This is a genomic window from Streptomyces sp. MUSC 14 (genome assembly GCF_001866675.1).
Classification (GTDB): domain Bacteria; phylum Actinomycetota; class Actinomycetes; order Streptomycetales; family Streptomycetaceae; genus Streptomyces.
This window is the reverse complement of record NZ_MLYN01000023.1, coordinates 122,815-142,468: the sequence shown is the minus strand read 5'-3', so window position 1 is coordinate 142,468 and position 19,654 is coordinate 122,815. Positions and strand designations below refer to the sequence as shown.

Sequence of the window (19,654 nt, the reverse complement as noted above, 5' to 3'; positions counted from 1 at the left end):
TTCAGCATGGGTTGACGGCAGTGAGGTTGTCCGGTAAGTGATCTTGGAATTGCTGTGGGTGGCGTCGCTGTCCGTACCTCTCGCCGGTTCTATCCGCCGAGGCCGAGGACCACCCCGTGACGGTGACCCGGCGCGACGGCGAGGCTCTGGTCCTGATGTCGCAGCGCGAGGCCGAGGGTCGTGCCCGCTTGCTGGACTTTGCCGCGCAGCTCATCACCGTCACCCTCGACGACCGTGGCTCGCTCGCTGAGCGGATGTCCAACGCCTTCCCTTGGATGCTCGCGCTGTCGCCGGCCGGCCGGGAGTCCTGCGCACAGGACCTCGTCGATGCGGCGCGCGCGTCGTTCTCCACCGACCAGCCGCACCTCGCGATCGCAGAGCTGACCTCCTGGAAGGAGACGGCCACCGCCGTCGCGGCCGGGCTCAGCAGCGGCAGCGCCGGTCTGGAGTGGCTCGACGGCGATGAGACCGTGGAGCGTCCGTAGCCGTGGCGGCCGCCAGGAAGGGCGAGCTGGTTCCTCGCCCTCCGAAGAAGATCGAGTACGAGATCCGCTTCGCCACAGCCGACGCGCAGAAGGGATGGCGCGACCTCGTCGCGACGATCCGCAACCCCATGACGGAGACCTGGGACTTCCTCACGCGGACGCCACTGTTCACGACGCCGACGAACTACCGGCTCAAGGGTGAGCTCGGCGTCATTGAGCGTGGCAGCGCGACCCATGAGCGGTGGCAGCGCAAACCGACTGCGAAGGGCACCGCGCGCATCTGGTTCTACGTCCACGAGCGCACGGTCTTCCTGGAGCAGGTGCACACGAGCCACCCGAACGAGCCGAAGCAGGCGCGCTTCGCAGCGTCGCACATCGTCGGCGAGCGCGCATCCGATTGGGATGATCGCTGTGTGGCTGCCGCGACCGGGGGCGATTTTCCCGCCGGCGTGGAAGATCTGCTCGCCTTGCTTGTTCACGTCGCCGGGTCGGCCGACCGCGTAGAAACCCGCCCAGGCACCACCCGTTCACCTTCCGGGTGGTGCCTGCCGCACGCTGATTTCCGGGCTCAGGCCTTGTTGACCATGGCTGCTTTTCCGGGTCCTTCGACCCGGAACGAGACCGTGTCCCCCTGATGGATCTCGTCGGGGTCGATCATGAGGTCGTCTACCGTGAAGTACAGCACGGGACCACCTCGGTCGTTCTTGATGCTTCCCTCGCCCGGTTCCGCGTCCCACTCATGGATCTTTCCTTGGTCCATGGCTGTGTCTCCTTGGCTTGATGGGGGGCGAGCTCCGGTCACATGCCGGGCTCGCTCCCAGCGAACGCGAACCCGGGTGCGACAGCGACCGCTGCGCGCCGAACGGGCGACGGCGGCGACCAGCCTCCGGCGGGGCGTTCAGTGCTCCCATACCTCCGGGCCGCCGCCGCGCCACTCGATCAGCGGCGATTTCACCAGGTCCACCACGTCCAACCCCTCCAGGCCGGCACGCTCAAGAAACACGCTCAGGTCGTGCAGGCTGTATGCGGTGCCCAGAGTCTCGCTGTCGACCTGCACACGACGTCCGCCACCCTCGCCGGGCGGGAACACGATCACTCGACGCTCAGCCATGACCACAGCCTCACCCAACGGCAGGTGAGCCGCACTCGGGAGACGGATGTCAGTGGCGGCCAGTCGCCCCACGGGTCACGTCGCGGAACAGCCGCATGGCGCTGCGTCCGGGCAAGATCGACAAGTTGTATTGAGCGGGCCTGGGCCGCCTACGGCTGGTCGTCCGGGGGCTGCTGCCCGAGCTGCTCGTCGAGCTTCTGCTTCGCCGTGTCGACCTGGCTCTCGTACTTGCTGCCGGTCCGCTCGTCGAAGGCGTCGCCCGCTTTCTCGACGCCCTGCCGGGCCTGGTCCTCGTGGCCATGCAGCAGACTCCTGAGCTTGTCGAGCATGGACATGGCTGTCCTCCTCAGGGATGCCTGGCAGCTCCAGGATCGCCGGACGGATCACACGACGCATTCCGAGCGCCGGGGACTCCCGGCCGGTGTCGGGCCGGTGTTTCTGTATCGCCGAGTGCTACCAGCCGGTGTAGCGTCGTAAGTAGCAGTCGTGGTTCCGAAGTCCCGTTCGCCCGTGATCGCAATCGCGGGCGTTTTTGCTGTTCAACGCCTCTCCGGACCAGGGCGATCACCTCCGGATCCCGCATGGCGCGGGACCCGATACGAGCCCCTCGAAGGAGACAGCACATGGCCAAGGGCACCGTGAAGTGGTTCAACGCGGAAAAGGGCTTCGGCTTCATCGAGCAGGAAGGCGGCGGCCCAGACGTCTTCGCCCACTACTCGAACATCGCCACCCAGGGCTTCCGCGAGCTCCGGGAAGGCCAGCACGTCGAGTTCGACGTTACGCAGGGCCAGAAGGGCCCGCAGGCGGAGAACATCCGCCCCCTGTAACACCGAACACAAGGAAGTCCCAGCCGGTGGGCACATCCCGGCTGGGGCTCCTTCGTTCCCGCCCGCCATCTACCTGGTGCAACCTTCTGATCCGTAGCTCCACAGAGAGCATCACATAGCTACTGGGCCAGACGACGGGACGGTGAGCCTGGCGTGCGGCGGAGCCGGTCCGACCAGTCGAGCCTCGCGGGCTCGACCGCTGCACCTCACTGATCGTGGACCGTAAGGACACGCGGATTAACGTCTACATGAATGTAGACGTTAATCCTGTGGGGCTCGGATATTCATCGCTGCTGGTCAAAGCGCCACGCCCCGGGGTGTTGGTCTGCGACCATGCTCAAGTGATCGTGTCGCTCGTGTACCAGGTCACTCGGCATCTTCTGTCTGTTCCGGCGGTGCTGCTGCGGCGCCAGACCGCGAAGGAGGCGGAACTGCTGGTCCTGCGGCACGAGAACGCCGTGCTACGACGCCGGCTGCAAAGACCAATACGGTACGAGTCTGCCGACCGCCTCCGGTTCGTGGCCCTGTCCTCGCTGATCTCGCGCCGCCACTGGGCCGAGGTCTTCCCGGTCACGCCCAGCACGCTTCTGGCCGGCACCGCAAGCTCATCGCCGGCCGCCGGGACTACTCTGGGCGACGCCGTGGGCCGGGACGGCCGCCCACCCATGCGGCCCTGAAGAATCTCGTGCTGCGCCTCGCCCGGGACAACAGCCGATGGGGACACCGCCGGATCCAGGGCGAACTGGTCCGGCTCGGACACCCGATCGCCGCCTCGACCGTCTGGGAGATCCTGCACGCGGCCGGCATCGATCCGGCCCCGCGCCGCATCGACTTCCCCAAGCTCGACGAGTGGAAGCCCGAGGAGATCCAGGCCCACATCCAGTTCATGAAGCAGACCAATGCCGGCCTCGCCGTAGCAGGCGGGCTGGTCGACGCCCAGGGCCTGGCCATGCCGGAGACCGCCCGGATCGTGCGCTCCCACAGCGGCGGCGCGCCGGTTGTCACCGAGGGCCCGCCGCATGGTCGTGGTGCCAACCGAGTGCCCCCCCATCAGCCATGGTGAGCCCTTGGAGGGTCACTACCTCTGCGGCTGTGACCTGCCGTCAGGCCGTTGCACATCAGCACTTGACGCCCTCGAATGAGCACGGGTGGTCGCACGCTGTTCTGCGTGCGGTCCACCCGGGCCCGGGCTCGCAGGTTGTCGAGAGTCAGCGGACCGGCAGGACCTGGGTGTGGTCCTTCTGGACGGCCTGCAGGTCGTGGGGGTTCAGGCCCAGGAGGGACAGGATCGTCGGGGCGATCTGGGTGGTCTCGACCTGAGCAGGCTTGGTCACGCCCGCGGGGGTGCCTGCGCCGGAGATGACGAGCGGGACGTTCAGGTCGTCGGCGTGGGCGCCGCCGTGTTCGGCGATCTTCTTGGTGCCGCCTGTGTAGACCACGCCGTACTTGGCGATGCCGAACAGGTCCGGGACCCTGGCGTCACCGGGCTTGACGCCGAAGTACGACGCCGCCTCCTTGCCCGCGTAGACCCTGCTGAGCCCGCTGCTGGTGAAGGACTTGGTGGGCTTGCCGGTGATGTCGGTGCCCTTGCCGCTCTGCGACAGCAGGTACTGCTTGGCGAACGAGGTGGCCTCGGCGGAGCGGTCGTTCAGCCACAGCAGCATGCCGTCGTCGTCCACGGAGTGCGCGACGAGGTCGCCGGCACCCGGGTGCTTCTTCTTCCAGGCGGCGTTGAGCCCGTCGAGCAGCGGACCGTCGTCGATGCGGGTCAGGGCCGTGGGATCGGTGGGCGACTGGCCGTGCTTGGCGGACAGGATGATGTCCGTGCTGGAGGCCAGGCCCTTGGCCCGGATCTCCTTGACTATCGCGCCGACCTGGGTGTTGACGTAGTCGAGGTTCTTCTGCAGCAGCGGGCCGGGGATGCTCTTGGCGGCGTAGCCGCCCTTGAGGCCTTCGGAGGTGGGCAGCTTCTGCGCGGTGGAGACCGACTGGAAGTTCATGCCGAAGATCGCAGGGGTGCCGACCTTGTGGCTGCCGCTGTGGTCGTAGCCGTCGATCTCGTTGAGGACGGCCTTGACCTTGTAGCTGTCGTACTGCTCGGTGGCCTTGTTGTCGGTGGTCCAGTCGTTCCCGGCCGGGTAGCCGTTGGCGTCGCTGTTGATCTCCGGGGAGAACTGGTCCTGGATGCCCGTGCCCGAAGGGCCGTTGAGGATGTCGTAGGCGATGTGCTTGTCCGACCAGGCGGTGCGCAGTCCTGCCTTGCGGGCCACGTTGAAGACGGTGTTCACCCGCAGGTACGAGTGCGGGTAGACCGGCTTGCAGGTCGTGGGGTCGACGGGCAGCTTGGTCGGGTCGAGCAGGCTCTGCGGTCGGCCGGTCATCTGCAGGATGCTGCCGGGCAGGTTCTTCAGGCCCTGGCCGGCATCGAGGGAGGCCTTGTTCTTGTCCATGTCCTCGGTCATGTCCACCTCGACGCCGGGCTTGACGCCCTTGCAGTGGGTGGTGCCGGCCGGGAGCAGGGCGTGGTTGTACACATCGTCGTAGTAGATGCCGGTGGTACCCGGGCCGCCGCCGGTGACCTGGGCGGTCATGCCGGGGAAGGAGTCCGAGGGGGTGGTGGTGTGCGCGTTGGTGTAGTGCACGCCGCTGTTCACCAGTCGGGCCAGGGCGGAGCCGGGGTGGCGGGTGACGTACCAGGCCAGATCCGATTGGTGCAGACCGTCAACGGACAACAGGAGGACGTGCTTGGCGGTCGCGGTCTTCCGCGGCGCGGAGGAGGAGCCGTCGAGCTCCGACGCGGCGGCGAGCGAGCCTCCGGCGAGGGTCATGGCGACACCGAGGGCGGCGGCCAGTCGTATGGATCGGCGGGTCACAACCAACTCCAGTTGCTACTGATGACGCGGGCGGCGATGCGGGACATGACTAGCCGCCGGTTCTGTCGCGACAACAGCCGGAATCTGAACGTTTGGCAAACCCAGCGTATTTGCCCCTCCACATAAGACCGTGGACCGGCGGCGCAGGAGCGACGGGAGTGAAGCAGGCACTGGCCTCGACCAGCCTGGGCGAGGCGTCGGGCCGAAGATGTTGAGAAGAGGTTGAGAAGACGTTGAGCGGGGCGGGTGGCGACCCTGTCAGCGCAGGCGCGACGGTGCCGTCGGCAGGTCCGGGCGGCGAAGAGGGGCCGCATGCCGGGGCGCACGGGGCCGGGCGATCACCTTCCTCGCCGGGCCCACCGCTGTTCGATCTCGATGGTGACGGCCGGGCCTCCTTCTTCGAACTGGAGGTCCCGGGGATCAGGCTCAGTGGAACCTTGGTTGGGGCCGAGTCGCTGAGGCGCGGGTGCACTGTCAGGGCGAGAGGGGGGATGGCACGGGCCAGGGGTTCGAGGTGGTCGTAGAGGGCGGCGTGCAGGGCGACGGCCAGTTCGCGGGCCCGGGCCTCGCTGGCCACGTCGTGCAGCACGAAGTAGACGGGGCCGGCGGAGGAGTCGGGGCGGATCAGGCGGAGGACGGCCTCCCGCACCGGTCCTCAAGCTCACGGCCAAGGGCGCCGACGAGGGCGGCAGCCCAACCGTCTCGCCTGCCGGCACGAAGGGCTCCGTGAGCACCAAGTCGACCGCGTCGGCCAGTGACTCGACCGCCCGCGGCCTCGGCATCGCCGGGCTGGTCGTCGGCGTGCTGGGGCTGGCCTCGGCCGCGTTCGCCGTCGTACACGGTCGCTCCACCGGTTCCCGGGCCGAGTAACGCACGTACCTGCCCTGCCGGCGACACCTGCCGGCAGGGCTGGGCCGGGCGGCGTCGTGGCTGCGTTCATTGCCTGGCGAGGGGCCTTCAGGCTCCTGCTACGAGTTCGGAGTGCTCGTGGTCGCAAGCTTCGTCGGTGCCGTAGGTATCCCAAGGGGGGAACGGGTCGGTGGGTGGCAGGCTCTCGCCGTCGGTCATGAGGCAGTCGGTGAGTGCCGCTTGTAGTGCGTCGGTGTGCAGGTGCGTGCCGATGAAGACGAGTTCCTGGCCGCTCGGGCTGTCGGTGTCGCGGGCTGCGGAGGGCTCGAAGCGTGCAACGGAGCCGGCCTGTGACCACAGGCCCGTCACGTGCGGGCGGCTGGCCAGCGTGAAGAAACCCTTGGAGCGCAGGATCTGCCCGTATGCGCCGTTGTCGAGCTCCTCGGTGACGAAGGTCCACAGTCGGCCGGGGTGGAAGGGGAGTTCGGCGCGGAAGACGGTCGAGGAGATCCCGTACTCCTCCGTCTCGGGGACGTGGTCGCCGTTGAGTTCCCGCACCCAGCCGGGGGCCTGTTGGGCGCGTTCCAGGTCGAACAGCCCGGTGCCCAGTACGTGGCCTGCCTTCACGCGGCCGTGGACGGCGGGGACGATACGCGCGGCCGGGTTGAGGCGGCTGAGTGTCGCCCGGAGCTGGTCGGCGGAGTCGTCGTCCACGAGGTCGAGCTTGTTGAGGACGATGACGTCGGCGAATTCGATCTGGTCCATGAGTAGGTCGCTGACGGTGCGTTTGTCGTCCTCGTACTGGTCCAGGCCGCGCTCGGTGAGTTCGTCGCCGCTTGCCAGTTCGGGCAGGAAGCCTGCGGCGTCGACGACGGTGACCATGGTGTCCAGGCGGGCGAGGTCGTCGAGGGTGGCGCCGTCGTCGCGGGCGAAGGCGAAGGTGGCGGCCACTGGCATGGGTTCGGAGATGCCGGACGACTCGATGAGGAGGTAGTCGAAGAGGCCCTCGCGGGCCAGTCGGTCGACCTCTTCGAGCAGGTCGTCGCGCAGGGTGCAGCAGATACAGCCGTTGGTCATCTCGACCAGCCGTTCCTCGGTCCGCGACAGGGCCGCCTGGCCGCCGCGCACCAGGGCGGCGTCGATGTTCACCTCGCTCATGTCGTTGACGATGACCGCGACGCGAAGTCCCTCGCGGTTGCCGAGGACGTGGTTGAGGAGGGTGGTCTTGCCCGCGCCGAGGAACCCGGACAGGACGGTGACGGGCAGTCGATCGAAGGGCATCGGCGCTCAGCCCTCGGGGCGCAGCAGTCCGCGTTCGTACGCCTTCACCAGCCGCTGCGGCACCAGGTGTTGGACCCCGTTGACGGTGACCGGGACGAGCGTTGGCGTGGCCGCCTTCCACTGGGCGCGGCGGTGGCGGGTGTTGCTGCGGGACATCTTCCGCTTGGGGACAGCCATGGAGTTCCTCCTCGGTGGTGACCATGCAGAAGGTACATGAAAACGAATCCCGTTACGAATAGAGGTCCGACGCCCCCCGCCCGATTCAGGATTTTCTGAATTCAGGAGTGTGTGTACTGTCGGGTGTGTGCTGACTGTGGCTTCCGACATCGACGTGCTGGTCCGGTTCGGTCGAGCACTTGCCGACCCGATCCGCTGCCGCATCCTCCTGGCCCTGCGTGAAGCACCCGCCCACCCCGCCGACCTCGCGGGCGCGCTGAACATCTCGCGGACCAGGCTGTCGAATCATCTGGCGTGCCTGCGTGACTGCGGCCTGGTCGTCACCGTCCCCGTGGGCCGCCGTACCCGCTACGAACTCGCCGACGAACGCCTCGGTCACGCGCTCGACGACCTGCGCACCGCTGTGGTCGCCGTCGAGGGCGCCCGGACGTACGCCGATGCCGACGACAAGGGGTGCTGCTGACCATGACGACAGGGATCTCCCTGCCTCTCGGCCCCGACCCGGCCAGGCGCGGCGTCCTTGCCAGACGGATACGGCTGCTGGTCGCGGCAACCATCACCTGCAACGCCATCGAGGCGGTCGTCGCCCTCACGGCCGGGACTCTGGCCTCGTCCGCTGCGCTGGTCGGCTTCGGCCTCGACTCCGTGATCGAGGTCTCTTCCGCCGCCACCGTCGCCTGGCAGTTCTCCGCCCGCGAGCACGCGGTGCGCGAAGCCAGGGAGAAGACCGCGTTGCGGATCATCGCGATGTCGTTCTTCGCGCTCGCCGCTTACGTCGTCGTCGACGCCGTACGGGCCCTGAGCGGAACGGGCGAGGCCACGGGCTCCCTGCCCGGCATGGCGCTGGCCGCCCTCTCGCTCGTGGTGATGCCGTTCCTGTCGGCCGCCCAGCGCCGCGCCGGCCGGGAACTGGGCTCGGCATCGGCCGTGGCCGACTCGAAGCAGACTCTGCTCTGCACCTATCTGTCGGCGGTCCTGCTGGTGGGCTTGGTCGCCAACGCCGTGCTCGGCTGGTCGTGGGCCGATCCGGTCGCAGCCCTGGCCATTGCCACGGTCGCGGTGAAGGAGGGGCGGGATGCGTGGCGCGGAGAGGCGTGTTGGGCGGCATCGGCGGCCGTGACACCGGGCCCCGGCCGACAGCAGGCGGGAGCAACGGATGCCTGCGGTTGCGCTTCGGGCTGCGACTGCTGCGCTTGACGAGGCGCGATCCGCTCCGGCGCGCTGGCCAGACGCCTTCCCGAGACGTTCCCCTTCGGCCAGGGAAGCGACTCTGCGGGCGTGACAGTCGGCACCGGTGCCGAGGTGCTCGGTTGGACGTGGGACCGGGGGAGCCACGCCGAGTCGGTTCTCTTGCCCGAGACGCAGGTGGTGCCCAGGCCGGCCGCGCTCGCCCGGGAGGCGGCCGGGTAGCTGTACGTCGCGGGCGCCACCGCGTTCGCCGCCACGAAAGCGGTCGGCGCGAGCGAGGGTGAGGTGATGGCCGTCCGGACGACGGTTGACGGTGTGGGCGTCTAGGGGGTGACGAAGTGATAGCCGGCGTCGAGCAGGCGGGGAAGCACCAGGCGCAGGGCGGCCACTGTCTGGGAGCGGTCGCCTCCGCCGTCGTGTTCGAGGATGATCGATCCGGGATGGGCGTGGGCCATGATCCGCTCGACGATGAGCGAGGTGCCCGGTCGTGACCAGTCGTGGGGGTCGACGGACCAGTCCAGGAGCCGCATGCCCAGCGCGCGGCAGGTGGCCAGGGTCGGCTCCGACCAGACTCCGTAAGGGGCGCGGAAGATCGTGGGGCGCTGGCCGGTGACCTTCTCGATCGTGTCGCTGGTGCGTTCCAGCTGGGAGCGGACGGTCGCCGCGGATGCCCGGGCCAGGTCGGCGTGGGTCCAGGTGTGGTTGGCGATCAGGTGGCCTTCGGCGGCCACCGCCCGCACCAGGCCGGGGTACGCGCTGACGCGAGCACCGACCTGGCAGAACGTGGCGGTTACGGCGTAGCGGTGCAGGAGGTCCAGCACCTGCGGAGTCCATTCGGGGTTCGGACCGTCGTCGATGGTCAGCGCGATGGCTCGCGGGCCCTGGTGAACGTAGAACTCCGGCCTGCCCGGCAGCTCGACGTAAGCCGGCTCGCTGGCGTGAGAGTCGCCCGGATGCGTGGGCTTCACGATGTCCGGCGCCGGCGTCTCTGCGTGTTCAGGCGTACCGCCAGGGGCTGTGCAGGCGCTGAGAAACATCAGTCCGCCGACCGACAGCAGGGCCCGGCGGGTGACATGCGTACTGCCTGTGCTCTCCATGCCATGGGTAACTGCATCACCCAGTACGGTGGTTGCGCTGTCTGTTCATGGTCATCCGGCCGTCGCATGCCGTCGGTCGCAGTCCGGGCACACCCCGGACAGCTCCACCGTGTGCCGGACGTTCGCGAAGCCGGAGGTCTGTGCGATGGTGTCCGCCCAGTCCTCCACCGGGCCGGCGTCGACAGGTCGGCTCAGGCCGCACTGGGTGCAGATGAGGTAGTGGCGGTGGTCGGGGCCGGGGCGGTAGCGGAAGAGGCGTTCGCCGCCCGTGTCGCGGACCATGTCGGCCCGGCCTGCGGCGGCCAGCGCGGTCAAGGTGCGGTAGACCGTGGACAGGCCGACCGGTGAGCCGTCGGCGGCGAGCCGGTTGTGGAGTGCCTGGGCGCCGACGAAGCCCTCGGCCCGGATGAGCGCCTCGACGACGATGGTGCGTTGCTGGGTGTGGCGGCCGATCAGCGTGACGTCGGCCAAGGGTGTGGGGGCGGGCTGTCGTTCGCGTTCCATCGGGTGCCTTCGCTCATGTGCCGACGGGGACGGCCGTTCTCGTACGAGGGCTGGAAGCGGGCCGTCGTATCAGGAACGTCGCGGCGTAGACGGCTGTGGCCATGGCCATGATGGCGAAGCTCGGTGGCATCCTCGGCACCGCGTACGAGGCGAACAGTCCCGTCCACATCTCCAAGACCGCCAGCGCGGTGGAGAGGGCGAGTGCCCGGTAGGGGCGGTCTGTGAGCCGGATCGCGGCGCCCGCGGGGGCGGCGAGCAGGCCGAGCAGCAGCAGGGAGCCGACCGCCTGGGTCGCCTCTGCGGCGCTGATCCCGGCCAGGGCGAGGAAGCCGTAGCCGAGCAGGCGGACCGGCACCCCGCGGGCGGCGGCCACGGCCTCGTCGAGCGTGGCGAACAGCAGCGGCCGGGCGATGAGAACCACCAGCAGCCCGACCCCCGCGGCCACCAGAGCCGCGACGACCGCGCCGGCAGAGGAGATACCGAAGACGGAGCCGAACAGCACGCTGACGCCGGCGGTTCCGTTCGCGGTGCTGCGGGACGTCGTGTAGAGCGTGATGAAGAAGGCGCCCAGGCCCAGGATCCAGGAGAAGACGCTCCCGATGACCACGTCGTCGGGGCGCGCCCGGCGGCCGAGCGTGCCGAAGAGCACAGCCATGGCGATGGTGGCGGCGAACAGTCCGAGGCGCAGGTCGGCGCCGAAGGCGAGGGCGGCCATGGCGCCGGTGAAGGCGACGTGGCTGAGGGCGTCGCCGGTGAAGACCTGGGCGCGCAGGACGAGGAAGTAGCCGACCAGTCCGCAGGCGGCGGCGATGGCGGTCCCGGCGAGGAGGGCGTGCTGGAAGAACGGCTGGGAGAGGGGGGATGCGGCCAGTAGGACGGTCATGCGGTCGCCTCCGCGGAAGTGAGCCGGGCGCCGGTGCGGCTGCCGAGCAGCGTGTGCAGTGAGCGCCAGCCCAGGGCGAGTACGTATCCGGCGAAGGCGATGGTCGTCACGAAGAAGCCCAGGGGATAGGGCGAGTAGTAAGCGGCGGTCAGGCCGAGCCAGGTGGCGGCGAACGCCAGCAGGACGGCCAGGGCCAGGCTCAGCGCCGGGCGCGCGGTGAGGAGTTGCGCGGTGGCGGCTGGGATGACCATGAGGGCGAAGACCAGGAGGGTGCCGGTGATCTGGCTCGCCTCGGCGGTGGCCGCACCGAGCAGGACGAGGAAGATCACTGAAAGGGCGCGGACCGGCACCCCGCGCCCGGCGGCGACCTGCGGGTCGACGGACGCGAACAGCAGCGGCCGCCCGATCACCGCCAGCACCGCGAGCACCACCGCGCCGACCACCGTCAGCACGGTCACCTGGGACGAGGTGATGCCCAGGAAGGTGCCGAAGAGGATGGTCTGCGGCCCCTCCAGCAGCCCCTTGTACAGGGCGATGAACAGGAACCCGGACGCCATCAGGAACGCCTGCACGGTCCCCGTGAGTGCGGACTCGTGGTGGTCTCCGCCGCCGTGCAGGGCGGCGATGACCAACGCGGCGGCCACGCACAGCGTGAAGTACCCGTAGACCGCGCTCACTCCGAGCAGGACCGCCCCGGCGGCGCCGGGGAAGGCGACCATCGAGACGGTGTGCGCGGCGAACGTCTGGCGCCGCAGCACCACGAACCACCCCACGAGCGCGGAGACCACGGCCACGACCGCGCCCGCGCGGAACGCGTTGACCATGAAGGGGTACGACCACATTTCCTGGAAGTCGGCGAGCAGGTTCCACGACCAGACCGGCACCCCCGTCTCAGCGAGCGCCATGACCGCTCCCCATGGTGTCGTGCCGGTCGGTGTGCACCGCGGGCGCCTCCGGCTGGCCCACCACGACCAGCCGCCCGTCCGAGGCCCGCAGCACCTCGACGGGCGTGCCGTACAGCCGGGTCAGCGTCTCGGAGGTGATGACCTCGCTGGGCGTGCCCGTTGCGGCACCGCCTTCGGCCAGGTACACCACGCGGTCCAGGTGGTGGAGTATCGGGTTCACGTCGTGGGCGACCATGACCACCGAGACGCCCTCCTGGTGGCAGATCCGCCCGATCAGCGCGGCGACCGCGCTCTGGTTGGGGAGGTCGAGGCTGTCCAACGGTTCGTCCAGCAGGAGCAGTTGAGGTTGACGCACCAGTGCTTGGGCGATGAGCAGCCGCTGCTGCTCGCCCCCAGAGCACTGCCCGATCGGCCGGTGCGCGTACGCTGTCGCCCCGACCAGCTCGATCACCTCGTCCACGCGTGCACGGTCGGCCCGCCTACGTGCGCTCGGGAACGGCAGCGGAACTCCCCACCGGTCACCGTCCAGGCCCAGGCGTACGACATCGACACCGCGGATCTGCAAGGTGGCGTCGAAGCTGCGGCGCTGCGGCAGGTAGCCGATGCGGTCGTTGGCCTGTCCGGGCCGGGCGCCGAGGACCCGCACGTCACCGGCTGCCGTGGGCAGGGTGCCGAGCAGGACCTTGATCATGGTGGATTTACCGACGCCGTTGGGGCCGAGCACGGCGGTGAACTCGCCGGCCCCGATGCGAAGGTCCACCCCCGACCAGAGCGTCCGGCCGCCGACCCGCACGGCGGCGCCGCGCAGCGCGACCACCGGCCCGGTTCCGGGTCCGGCTGCCGTGTCGGGGCCGTCGTCATGGCTGCCGCTCCGGCGGGTCGGGACGGCTTCGCGGGCCTTCGCTATCAGGTTCATGGCCTCAGATCACTTCCCGGTGGCCTTGGCCAGGGCCTGCTCGATGCCCTGGAGTTCGGTGGTCTGCCACTGCTGGAAGGTGGCTCCGGCGGGGGCGAGGGTCTCGGTCACCGTGGCGACCGGAATGCCCTGGGCCTTGGCCGCCTTGACCTGTGCCTGCACGTCGGGTGTGGAGTTCTGGGAGTTGTAGACGTAGATCTTGATCTGCTTGTTCTTGATCTGCTGGTCGATGGTGGCCTTGTCCTTGGCCGTGGGGTCGGAGCCCTCGCTCATCGCGTCCAGGAACGTCTCCGGCGTGAGCATCTTCAACCCGAGGCCCTCGGAGAGCGGGGTGACGATGGACTCGGAGGCGCCGATCGGGGTGCCCGCGTACTTCGCCTTGATGTCGGTTATCAGCTTGTTGTACCCGGCGAGCGTCTTGGTCTCGAAGGTCGTCTTCTGCTGGTCGAAGTAGGAGGCGTCGGCGGGGTCGGTCTTCTTGTAGTCGGCGGTGATCTTCTCGATGACCTGGTGGACGTTGTCCGGGGAGTACCACCTGTGTGGGTTGCCGCCCGGCTTGATGCCGACCAGGTCGCCGACCTTCAGCTCGGTGCGCCCGCTGCCGGGGTTGGAGGCGAGGAGCTTGTCGGCCCAGGCGTCGTAGCCGATGCCGTTGACGATGGCGTACTGGGCGCCGGCCACGGTGCGGGCGTCGGCGGCGGTGGGCTCGTAGGCGTGCGGGTCGGTGTCGGGGTTGGTGATGATGCTGGTCACCTTCACGTGGCTGCCGCCGAGCTGGGAGGCGATGCTGCCCCAGAAGTTCTCCGCAGCCACCACCTGGATCGTCTTGCCCGAGCCGCTGCCGCCACCGGTCGCCGCGGTGTCGCTGGTGTGCGAGGAGGAGGTCGAGCAGGCGGTCGCCGTCGCGGCCGTCAGGACGGCCGTCGCGGTGACGAGCGCGATTCTCACGGACGGGCGGGAGAAGCGGGAGGCGTCGACGGGGGACATGCGGAACTCCTTCGGGCGGTACCAGGCGCGCGGCGGACACGCGTCGGCCGGGGTGGCGACACTCTCGACGCTAGATGGTAATGATTTTCAGATCAATGAGAGATGAAAACCGTTGCCATCTTTTGACGGCCGTATGACTTCGGCCATACGGCGCCTTCCGCCCACTCGGGGAGTTTCAGGGGGTAAAGCAGCCGGAGGAGGGGAAGGGTGGTCTACGGCGCGCAGCGGGGAGTGGGTGGCCGTGCCCGGGACGACCGGGCCCGACGTGCCGGGGGGAGGGTCGGGTATGGGCGGGCAGCCCTTGTATCTCGCACCGCGGCTGGGGGAGAGGCTGCGCTCACTTCTGGAGTCCGGCGAACTGCTGCACACCCTCACCGACGCCCTCGGATCCCCGCTGAACCTGGTCGTGCCCGATCAGCTGGCCGCCAATCTCGAGCAGTTCCGGTCGGTGTACAGGCGGCATCAGCTGTCCGGGCAGGTGTTCTTCGCCCACAAGGCCAACCGGTCAAGCGCCCTGCTGCGGCGGCTGGCCGCCACCGACGCCGGCGTGGACGTCGCCTCACTGGCCGAGTTACAGCACGTGCTCGGCGCAGGCTTCACCCCCGACCGCGTCATGGCCACCGGCCCGAAGAACCCGGAGTTCCTGTGGCTGGCCGCGCGCACCTCGGTCACCGTCGCGGTCGACGGCTGCGACGAGCTGGAGCAGCTGGCCGGGTTGGTTCGCAAGCACGCGCTTGCCCGGGTGCGGGTGCTCCTGCGCCTGTGGGGGTTTGAGACGTCCGGCGTGCGGGTGCTGACCCGGCGCAGCCGTTTCGGCACGCCCGTCAGCGAATTGGAGCCGCTGCTGGAAGCGGTCGAGCGGCATGGCGACGTGGTCGACCCGGTGGGCGTGGCGTATCACCTGGACACGACCGGCCTCGGCGAGAAGGCGACGGCGCTGGAGGGCTGTCTGCGGGTGCTGGAGGAGTGCCGGAGCCGGGGGCTGCGGACGGTGGCCGTGGACGTCGGCGGCGGATTCGGCGCCGACTACCTGGCCGACGGGGAGCAGTGGGAGCGGTACACGACCGAACTCACCCGCGCCGTCCTGGGCACCCGGCCGCCCCTGACGTGGGGCGGGCACGGCTACGGGCTGCGCAACGAGGGCGGCACGCTCCACGGATCCCTCGGCCTCTACCCCGCCCACCGTCCGGTCGCCGGGCCGCGCTACCTCGACGAACTGCTCACGCGTCCGGCCGTGTCCTTCGACGGCCGCCCCCTCGCCGCGCTCCTCCTGGAGCACCTGTACGACCTGCACATCGAACCCGGACGGGCCCTGCTGGACCAGTGCGGGCTGACCCTGGCGAAGGTGCTGGAGGTGCGCACCGGGGAGGACGGCGGGGAACTCCTCGTACGGCTCGCGGCCAAGGCCGACGACGTCGCCCTGGAGGAGCACGGGGTGCTCATGGACCCCGTCGTCGTTCCCCGGGATCCGGCTCGGCCTGGCGACGGCCCGGTCGCCGTGCACCTCTTCGGCAGCCTGTGCCTGGAGACCGACCTGGTCACCCGCCGGACGGTCTTCCTGCCGCGCCGCCCCGCGCCGGGTGACCTGCTGGTTTTCGCCAACACCGCCGGATACTGCATGGACTTCCATGCCACGCACGCCCAGCGGCAGCCGGTCGCGCGCAAGGTCGCCGCCTGGCAGGAAGGAGGCGCGTGGCGCTGGTGCCTGGACGACCAGTACTGGCCGATCACTTCTGTGGGGGGAGCGCAGTGAGGTACGACAGCATCACCGAGGCCATAGGCAACACCCCGCTCGTGCGGATCGACCCGGCCGTGCACGGTCTGGCGCACATCGACCTGTACGCCAAGCTGGAGCTGTTCAACCCGTTCGGTTCGGTCAAGGACCGGGCCGCCTGGAACATGGCCCGGCCGCACCTCGCCGAGGCGGCCGCACCCGGCAGCCAGGTCGTCGAGCTGTCCAGCGGCAACACCGCCAAGGCCCTCGCCGTCCTCGCGGGCATGCACGGCCTGACCTTCAAGAGCGTCACCAACCGGATGCGGGTCCCGGAGATCAAGGACCTGCTCCTGCTGCTCGGCGCCGAGATCGAGGAACTGCCCGGCCAGAGCGAATGCCTCGACCCCACCGCCACCGACGACCCCCTGACCCTCTTCCACCGGACCCTGTCCGAACCCGGCAGCGCCTACCTGCACACCGACCAGTACTTCAACCCGCGCAACACCGAGGCCCACCTCACCGGCACCGGGCCGGAGATCGTCAAGGACCTGGACGGCCGCTGCCCCGACTGGTTCATCGCCTGTGTGGGAACGGCCGGTTCCTCCACGGGCGTGGCCCGGGTGCTGCGCGAACACGACCCCGCCGTACGGGTCCTCGGCCTGGTCGCCGCCAAGTCCGACTTCATCCCCGGCATCCGCACCATCGACGAGGCGCACGAGGTCGGCCTGTTCGACCCCGGCACCTACGACACGATCGAGGCCGTCGGCTCCGACGACGCGGTCGAGGGCATGCTGACGCTGAACCGCCGGTGCGGCATCCTGGCCGGACCGACCGGAGGCGCCGCCTACTTTGGCGCCGTACGCCGGCTGAAGGCCGTGGACAGCGAATTGTCGGAGCGGCAGACGGCCGTCTTCATCGTCTGCGACCGGGTCGAGAGCTACCTGAGTTACGTGCGCAAGCGCCGCCCGGACGTGTTCGGCCGCCCGCGCCGCCCGACCTCCGCGGCCGACCTGTCCGAGGCCGAGATACAGGCGGCTGCGGCGATCGGTGTCGCCGACGCCCAGGCGTGGATCGCCACCGGCGGTCCCCTTGTCGTCGACCTGCGCAGCCCCTTCGCCTACGCCGCCCTGCACATCGACGGCTCGGTCAACATCGTCGACGAGCTCTTCGAGGAACTCCTCCACGGTGGCTTGCCCTTCAGCCGCAGCCGCCCCGTGCTGCTGGCCTGCCCGGTAGGCGAGAAGTCCGCCCGCTACGCCGCCCTGCTGACCCGGATGGGACACCCGGATGTGCGCAGCCTGGCCGGCGGCATCATCGCCTGGCGGGACGCGGGCGCACCCCTGGTGCGGGACTGAACGTCATGACCACACTCTCCCAAGGTCCCACCGCTATAGAGGAACTGGGGGATTGGCAGCGTGCCGTGCGCGACCAGTTCCCGATCATCACCGGGCATCCGGACCTGGCCTACCTCGACAGCGCGGCCACCGCCCAGAAGCCGCAGGCAGTCCTGGACGCCGTGCAGACCTACCTGACCACGGCCAACGCCAACGCCGGGCGCGGCAGCTATCCGTGGGCCAACCGCACCACCGCTCTGGTCGAGCAGACCCGCGACCGCATCCGGCGGTTTCTGGACGACCCTGCACCGCAGCGGTCCGCCGTGCATTTCACCAGCGGCGCCACCGAAGGGCTGCGCACCATCGCCCGCGACTGGCTCCCCGGACTCCTCACCCACGGCGACGAGATCGTCGTACCCGCCGCCGATCACCAGGCCAACATCGAGCCCTGGCAAGAGGCCCAGCAGCAGCTGGCCCGCCAGGGCGTGCATGTCCGCGTCCGGCCGATGCCCTACCAGCAGGCGTCCGGCGACTACGACCACACCGCTCTCGCGCGCCTCGCCGGACCGCGCACCAGGCTCGTCGCCGCCACTCACGTCCACCACGTCTACGGCGGGAACATGAACATCCACCGCATCCGCGAGGCGGTCGGCCCGGACGCGGTCATCTGCCTGGACGCCGCCCAGAGCGTCGGTCACCTCCCGGTCTCCGTAGCCGACCTGGACGTCGACTTCGGCGTCTTCTCGGGCCACAAGGCGATGGCCCTGCCCGGCACGGGAGCGGTCTGGGCCCGCCAGGCACGTGGCCCGGCCTTCACCCCGGGCGGCTGGTCCGGTACCCCCAACACCGTCGGAATCGTCTCGCTGGCCGCCGCGCTGGACTGGCTGGACGGCGTGGGTACGGACCGTATCGAACGCTGGACGGTCGCCCTGGCGTCCCGACTCACGGACGGCCTGCGCCGGCTGGACTCCTACGAGGTCCTCGGCTGCCAGACCAGCCTTGCCGTGGACTCTCCCGTTCAGCGGCGTCAGGGCATCGTCACCTTCCGGCACCGCGACATCGGCTCCGGTGACCTCGGCTTCATCCTCTTCAGTCACGGCTTCATGGTCCGCTGCGACCACCACTGCCAAGGTGCCGGAGGGGAGGACGGGGAGTCGGTGAGGGTGAGCCTGCACGTCTACAACACGGTGGCGGAGATCGACCGGCTGCTGGCTGTACTTGCCACCCTCGGGTGACAGCACACGAAGAGCCTTAATGGAAACTGTTTTCACCTGTAAGGTCCGGGCGAGAGGTCCCTGATGGGACACAGGTGCGAGACGGCAAGGTGGCACGAGCGATGGGGCTGAGCCTGGCGACGGCCGAGAAATGGGTGGGGCGCTGGGAACTCCAGCAGCGGCGGTACGCCGTCGACCGCGAAGACCGCTTCACGGTGATCGCCGACGTCGTCGAGCACATCGCCGCCGGACACACGGGCCGGCCCCTGATCGTCGACCTCGGCTGCGGACCGGGCTCGCTGGCGGCCCGCTTGGCCCGCAGGCTGCCGAGGGCGGACATCGTGGCGGTGGACCGGGACCCCTTGCTGCTGGAACTGGCCCGTACACACCACGCCGACGCGGCCCGCTACGTCGACGCCGCGATCGGCGAGGACGGCTGGACGCAGGCCCTGGCCCTCGACCGCCCGTTGGACGCCGTCGCGTCGACAACAGCCCTGCACTACCTGACCCCGGACACCCTGTACCACGTCTACCGGCACCTTGCGGCGCTGCTGCGGCCGGGCGGTGTCCTCGTCAACGGCGACCACCTCCCGCAGGACGACGCCGTACTCGCCGAGGTGGCGGCGCACGTCGGCCGCCGCCGGGCTGAGCGGCAGCACGCCCTCGCCCATGAGGACTGGACCTCCTGGTGGGCGGCGGTCGCCGAGGACCCCGAACTGGCCGAACTCCTCGCCGAACGCCGCAGCCGGCAGCTGGTGACCAGGTCCGGTTGTGAGGCGCGGCTGACCTTGTCCGGCCACATCCGCCTGCTGCGTCAGGCGGGGTTCGGACAGGCGGGCGCGGTGTGGCAGTACGGCGACAGCCACGTCGTCGTGGCGGTCCGCTGACCTCGCGAGGGGCTCAGCAGTCCCGGAACTCCGGTGACTGGTTGAGGATCTGGGAGCGCAGTGAGGTGAAGCGGGTGTGGGTCTCGCCGCCGCGCGCCTCGGGGCGGAAAGCGGCGACCCGGTGGCAGTTCTGGAAGGCGAGGACGATGCCGAAGTGGCGTTCCAGGCTGCCGCGGATCGCGTCGCTGGACAGGGCGCGCAGCAGCTGGCCGCGTTCCTTCTCGGAGGGCGGAGGGGCCTGGTTGTCGGCGAACTCGGCCGGACCGGCGCGCAGTTCGTCCGCCAGGCGGGCGATCAGGTTGTAGGCGTAGGGCAGGGACGTGCGGACCGTTTGCACGAAGTCCTCCTCCCGCACCGGGCCGTTCTCGGCTTCGGCGAGCAGCTGCGGGGAGACGTCGAGTGACATGCAGGGGGTTCCTTGT

General features: G+C 69.6%; 23 protein-coding genes and 1 pseudogene. 12 read left to right on the top strand and 12 right to left on the bottom strand.

The genetic code is table 11. The annotated features are described in order from the left end of the window. Positions 1-116: 116 nt before the first annotated feature. Entirely contained in the window at positions 117-485 is a 369-nt protein-coding gene (locus tag BIV25_RS14850) for a prevent-host-death protein (protein WP_256255814.1), read from the top strand. A 2-nt stretch (positions 486-487) separates the two neighbouring features. Continuing rightward, entirely contained in the window at positions 488-1,120 is a 633-nt protein-coding gene (locus BIV25_RS52725) for a hypothetical protein (RefSeq protein WP_256255813.1), read from the top strand. A gap of 263 nt (positions 1,121-1,383) precedes the next feature. On the opposite strand, the gene BIV25_RS14840 is transcribed toward BIV25_RS52725, so the two are convergent. Next, complete coding sequence (locus BIV25_RS14840) at positions 1,384-1,596, bottom strand: hypothetical protein (protein WP_071372895.1); 213 nt, start codon at positions 1,594-1,596, stop codon at positions 1,384-1,386. Between the two features lie 149 nt (positions 1,597-1,745). Next, positions 1,746-1,931: an antitoxin gene (locus BIV25_RS14835; RefSeq protein ID WP_071372765.1), complete on the bottom strand. Its 186-nt coding sequence runs from the start codon at positions 1,929-1,931 to the stop codon at positions 1,746-1,748. A 288-nt stretch (positions 1,932-2,219) separates the two neighbouring features. On the opposite strand from BIV25_RS14835, the gene BIV25_RS14830 reads away from it, so the two are divergent. Beyond that, the gene (locus tag BIV25_RS14830; protein WP_071372764.1) at positions 2,220-2,423 is read left to right on the top strand and encodes a cold-shock protein; all 204 of its coding nucleotides are present in this window, start codon (positions 2,220-2,222) and stop codon (positions 2,421-2,423) included. Positions 2,424-2,764: 341 nt separating this feature from the next. Beyond that, positions 2,765-3,249 (top strand): annotated as a pseudogene (locus tag BIV25_RS14825) (integrase); the annotation flags it as partial. Between the two features lie 382 nt (positions 3,250-3,631). On the opposite strand, the gene BIV25_RS14820 reads toward BIV25_RS14825, so the two are convergent. Beyond that, positions 3,632-5,296, bottom strand: a complete 1,665-nt coding sequence (locus tag BIV25_RS14820; protein ID WP_256255812.1) for an alkaline phosphatase family protein — start codon at positions 5,294-5,296, stop codon at positions 3,632-3,634. 726 nt (positions 5,297-6,022) lie between these two features. Here BIV25_RS14820 and BIV25_RS54345 point away from each other — a divergent pair. Continuing rightward, the gene (locus BIV25_RS54345; RefSeq protein ID WP_218158460.1) at positions 6,023-6,166 is read left to right on the top strand and encodes a hypothetical protein; all 144 of its coding nucleotides are present in this window, start codon (positions 6,023-6,025) and stop codon (positions 6,164-6,166) included. 87 nt (positions 6,167-6,253) lie between these two features. Here the strand turns inward: BIV25_RS54345 and BIV25_RS14815 are convergent, their stop codons facing one another. Together BIV25_RS14815 and rpmF are read right to left on the bottom strand one after the other, a co-directional pair. Then, positions 6,254-7,426 (bottom strand): GTP-binding protein, encoded by a 1,173-nt coding sequence (locus BIV25_RS14815; RefSeq protein WP_071372763.1) that lies wholly within the window; start codon positions 7,424-7,426, stop codon positions 6,254-6,256. A 6-nt stretch (positions 7,427-7,432) separates the two neighbouring features. Continuing rightward, positions 7,433-7,603, bottom strand: coding sequence for a 50S ribosomal protein L32 (rpmF, locus tag BIV25_RS14810; RefSeq protein ID WP_071372762.1), 171 nt, complete (start codon positions 7,601-7,603; stop codon positions 7,433-7,435). A gap of 127 nt (positions 7,604-7,730) precedes the next feature. On the opposite strand from rpmF, the gene BIV25_RS14805 reads away from it, so the two are divergent. The 3 genes from BIV25_RS14805 to BIV25_RS52715 all read left to right on the top strand — a co-directional run bounded on the left by BIV25_RS14805 (position 7,731) and on the right by BIV25_RS52715 (position 9,013). Next, a complete protein-coding gene (locus tag BIV25_RS14805) occupies positions 7,731-8,066 on the top strand; it encodes a helix-turn-helix transcriptional regulator (RefSeq protein WP_071372761.1) in 336 nt (111 codons plus the stop codon). Positions 8,067-8,068: 2 nt separating this feature from the next. After that, entirely contained in the window at positions 8,069-8,800 is a 732-nt protein-coding gene (locus BIV25_RS14800) for a cation transporter (RefSeq protein WP_071372893.1), read from the top strand. An 81-nt stretch (positions 8,801-8,881) separates the two neighbouring features. After that, positions 8,882-9,013, top strand: a complete 132-nt coding sequence (locus BIV25_RS52715) for a hypothetical protein (RefSeq protein ID WP_256255811.1) — start codon at positions 8,882-8,884, stop codon at positions 9,011-9,013. A 101-nt stretch (positions 9,014-9,114) separates the two neighbouring features. On the opposite strand, the gene BIV25_RS14795 is transcribed toward BIV25_RS52715, so the two are convergent. The 6 genes from BIV25_RS14795 to BIV25_RS14770 form a co-directional block, all read right to left on the bottom strand. Beyond that, complete coding sequence (locus BIV25_RS14795) at positions 9,115-9,759, bottom strand: polysaccharide deacetylase family protein (RefSeq protein ID WP_177235281.1); 645 nt, start codon at positions 9,757-9,759, stop codon at positions 9,115-9,117. Between the two features lie 180 nt (positions 9,760-9,939). Beyond that, entirely contained in the window at positions 9,940-10,392 is a 453-nt protein-coding gene (locus BIV25_RS14790; protein ID WP_071372759.1) for a Fur family transcriptional regulator, read from the bottom strand. 13 nt (positions 10,393-10,405) lie between these two features. After that, complete coding sequence (locus tag BIV25_RS14785) at positions 10,406-11,275, bottom strand: metal ABC transporter permease (protein ID WP_071372758.1); 870 nt, start codon at positions 11,273-11,275, stop codon at positions 10,406-10,408. Then, a complete protein-coding gene (locus BIV25_RS14780) occupies positions 11,272-12,180 on the bottom strand; it encodes a metal ABC transporter permease (protein ID WP_071372757.1) in 909 nt (302 codons plus the stop codon). Before BIV25_RS14780 ends, BIV25_RS14785 begins: the two co-directional genes overlap by 4 nt. Beyond that, complete coding sequence (locus BIV25_RS14775; protein WP_079176641.1) at positions 12,167-13,096, bottom strand: metal ABC transporter ATP-binding protein; 930 nt, start codon at positions 13,094-13,096, stop codon at positions 12,167-12,169. The genes BIV25_RS14780 and BIV25_RS14775 overlap by 14 nt, the downstream gene beginning before the upstream one ends. 9 nt (positions 13,097-13,105) lie before the next feature. Continuing rightward, the gene (locus BIV25_RS14770) at positions 13,106-14,083 is read right to left on the bottom strand and encodes a metal ABC transporter solute-binding protein, Zn/Mn family (protein ID WP_071372756.1); all 978 of its coding nucleotides are present in this window, start codon (positions 14,081-14,083) and stop codon (positions 13,106-13,108) included. Positions 14,084-14,369: 286 nt separating this feature from the next. On the opposite strand from BIV25_RS14770, the gene BIV25_RS14765 reads away from it, so the two are divergent. The 4 genes from BIV25_RS14765 (at position 14,370) to BIV25_RS14750 (ending at position 19,232) form a co-directional block, all read left to right on the top strand. Continuing rightward, positions 14,370-15,836 (top strand): Y4yA family PLP-dependent enzyme, encoded by a 1,467-nt coding sequence (locus BIV25_RS14765; protein WP_071372755.1) that lies wholly within the window; start codon positions 14,370-14,372, stop codon positions 15,834-15,836. Continuing rightward, positions 15,833-17,152 (top strand): pyridoxal-phosphate dependent enzyme, encoded by a 1,320-nt coding sequence (locus BIV25_RS14760; protein WP_071372754.1) that lies wholly within the window; start codon positions 15,833-15,835, stop codon positions 17,150-17,152. The genes BIV25_RS14765 and BIV25_RS14760 overlap by 4 nt, the downstream gene beginning before the upstream one ends. A 5-nt stretch (positions 17,153-17,157) precedes the next feature. Next, positions 17,158-18,366, top strand: a complete 1,209-nt coding sequence (locus tag BIV25_RS14755) for an aminotransferase class V-fold PLP-dependent enzyme (RefSeq protein ID WP_071372753.1) — start codon at positions 17,158-17,160, stop codon at positions 18,364-18,366. Positions 18,367-18,467: 101 nt separating this feature from the next. After that, positions 18,468-19,232: a trans-aconitate 2-methyltransferase gene (locus BIV25_RS14750; protein WP_071372752.1), complete on the top strand. Its 765-nt coding sequence runs from the start codon at positions 18,468-18,470 to the stop codon at positions 19,230-19,232. A 13-nt stretch (positions 19,233-19,245) separates the two neighbouring features. Here the strand turns inward: BIV25_RS14750 and BIV25_RS14745 are convergent, their stop codons facing one another. Then, entirely contained in the window at positions 19,246-19,638 is a 393-nt protein-coding gene (locus BIV25_RS14745; RefSeq protein ID WP_071372751.1) for an SCO5389 family protein, read from the bottom strand. Between the last annotated feature and the right edge of the window lie 16 nt (positions 19,639-19,654).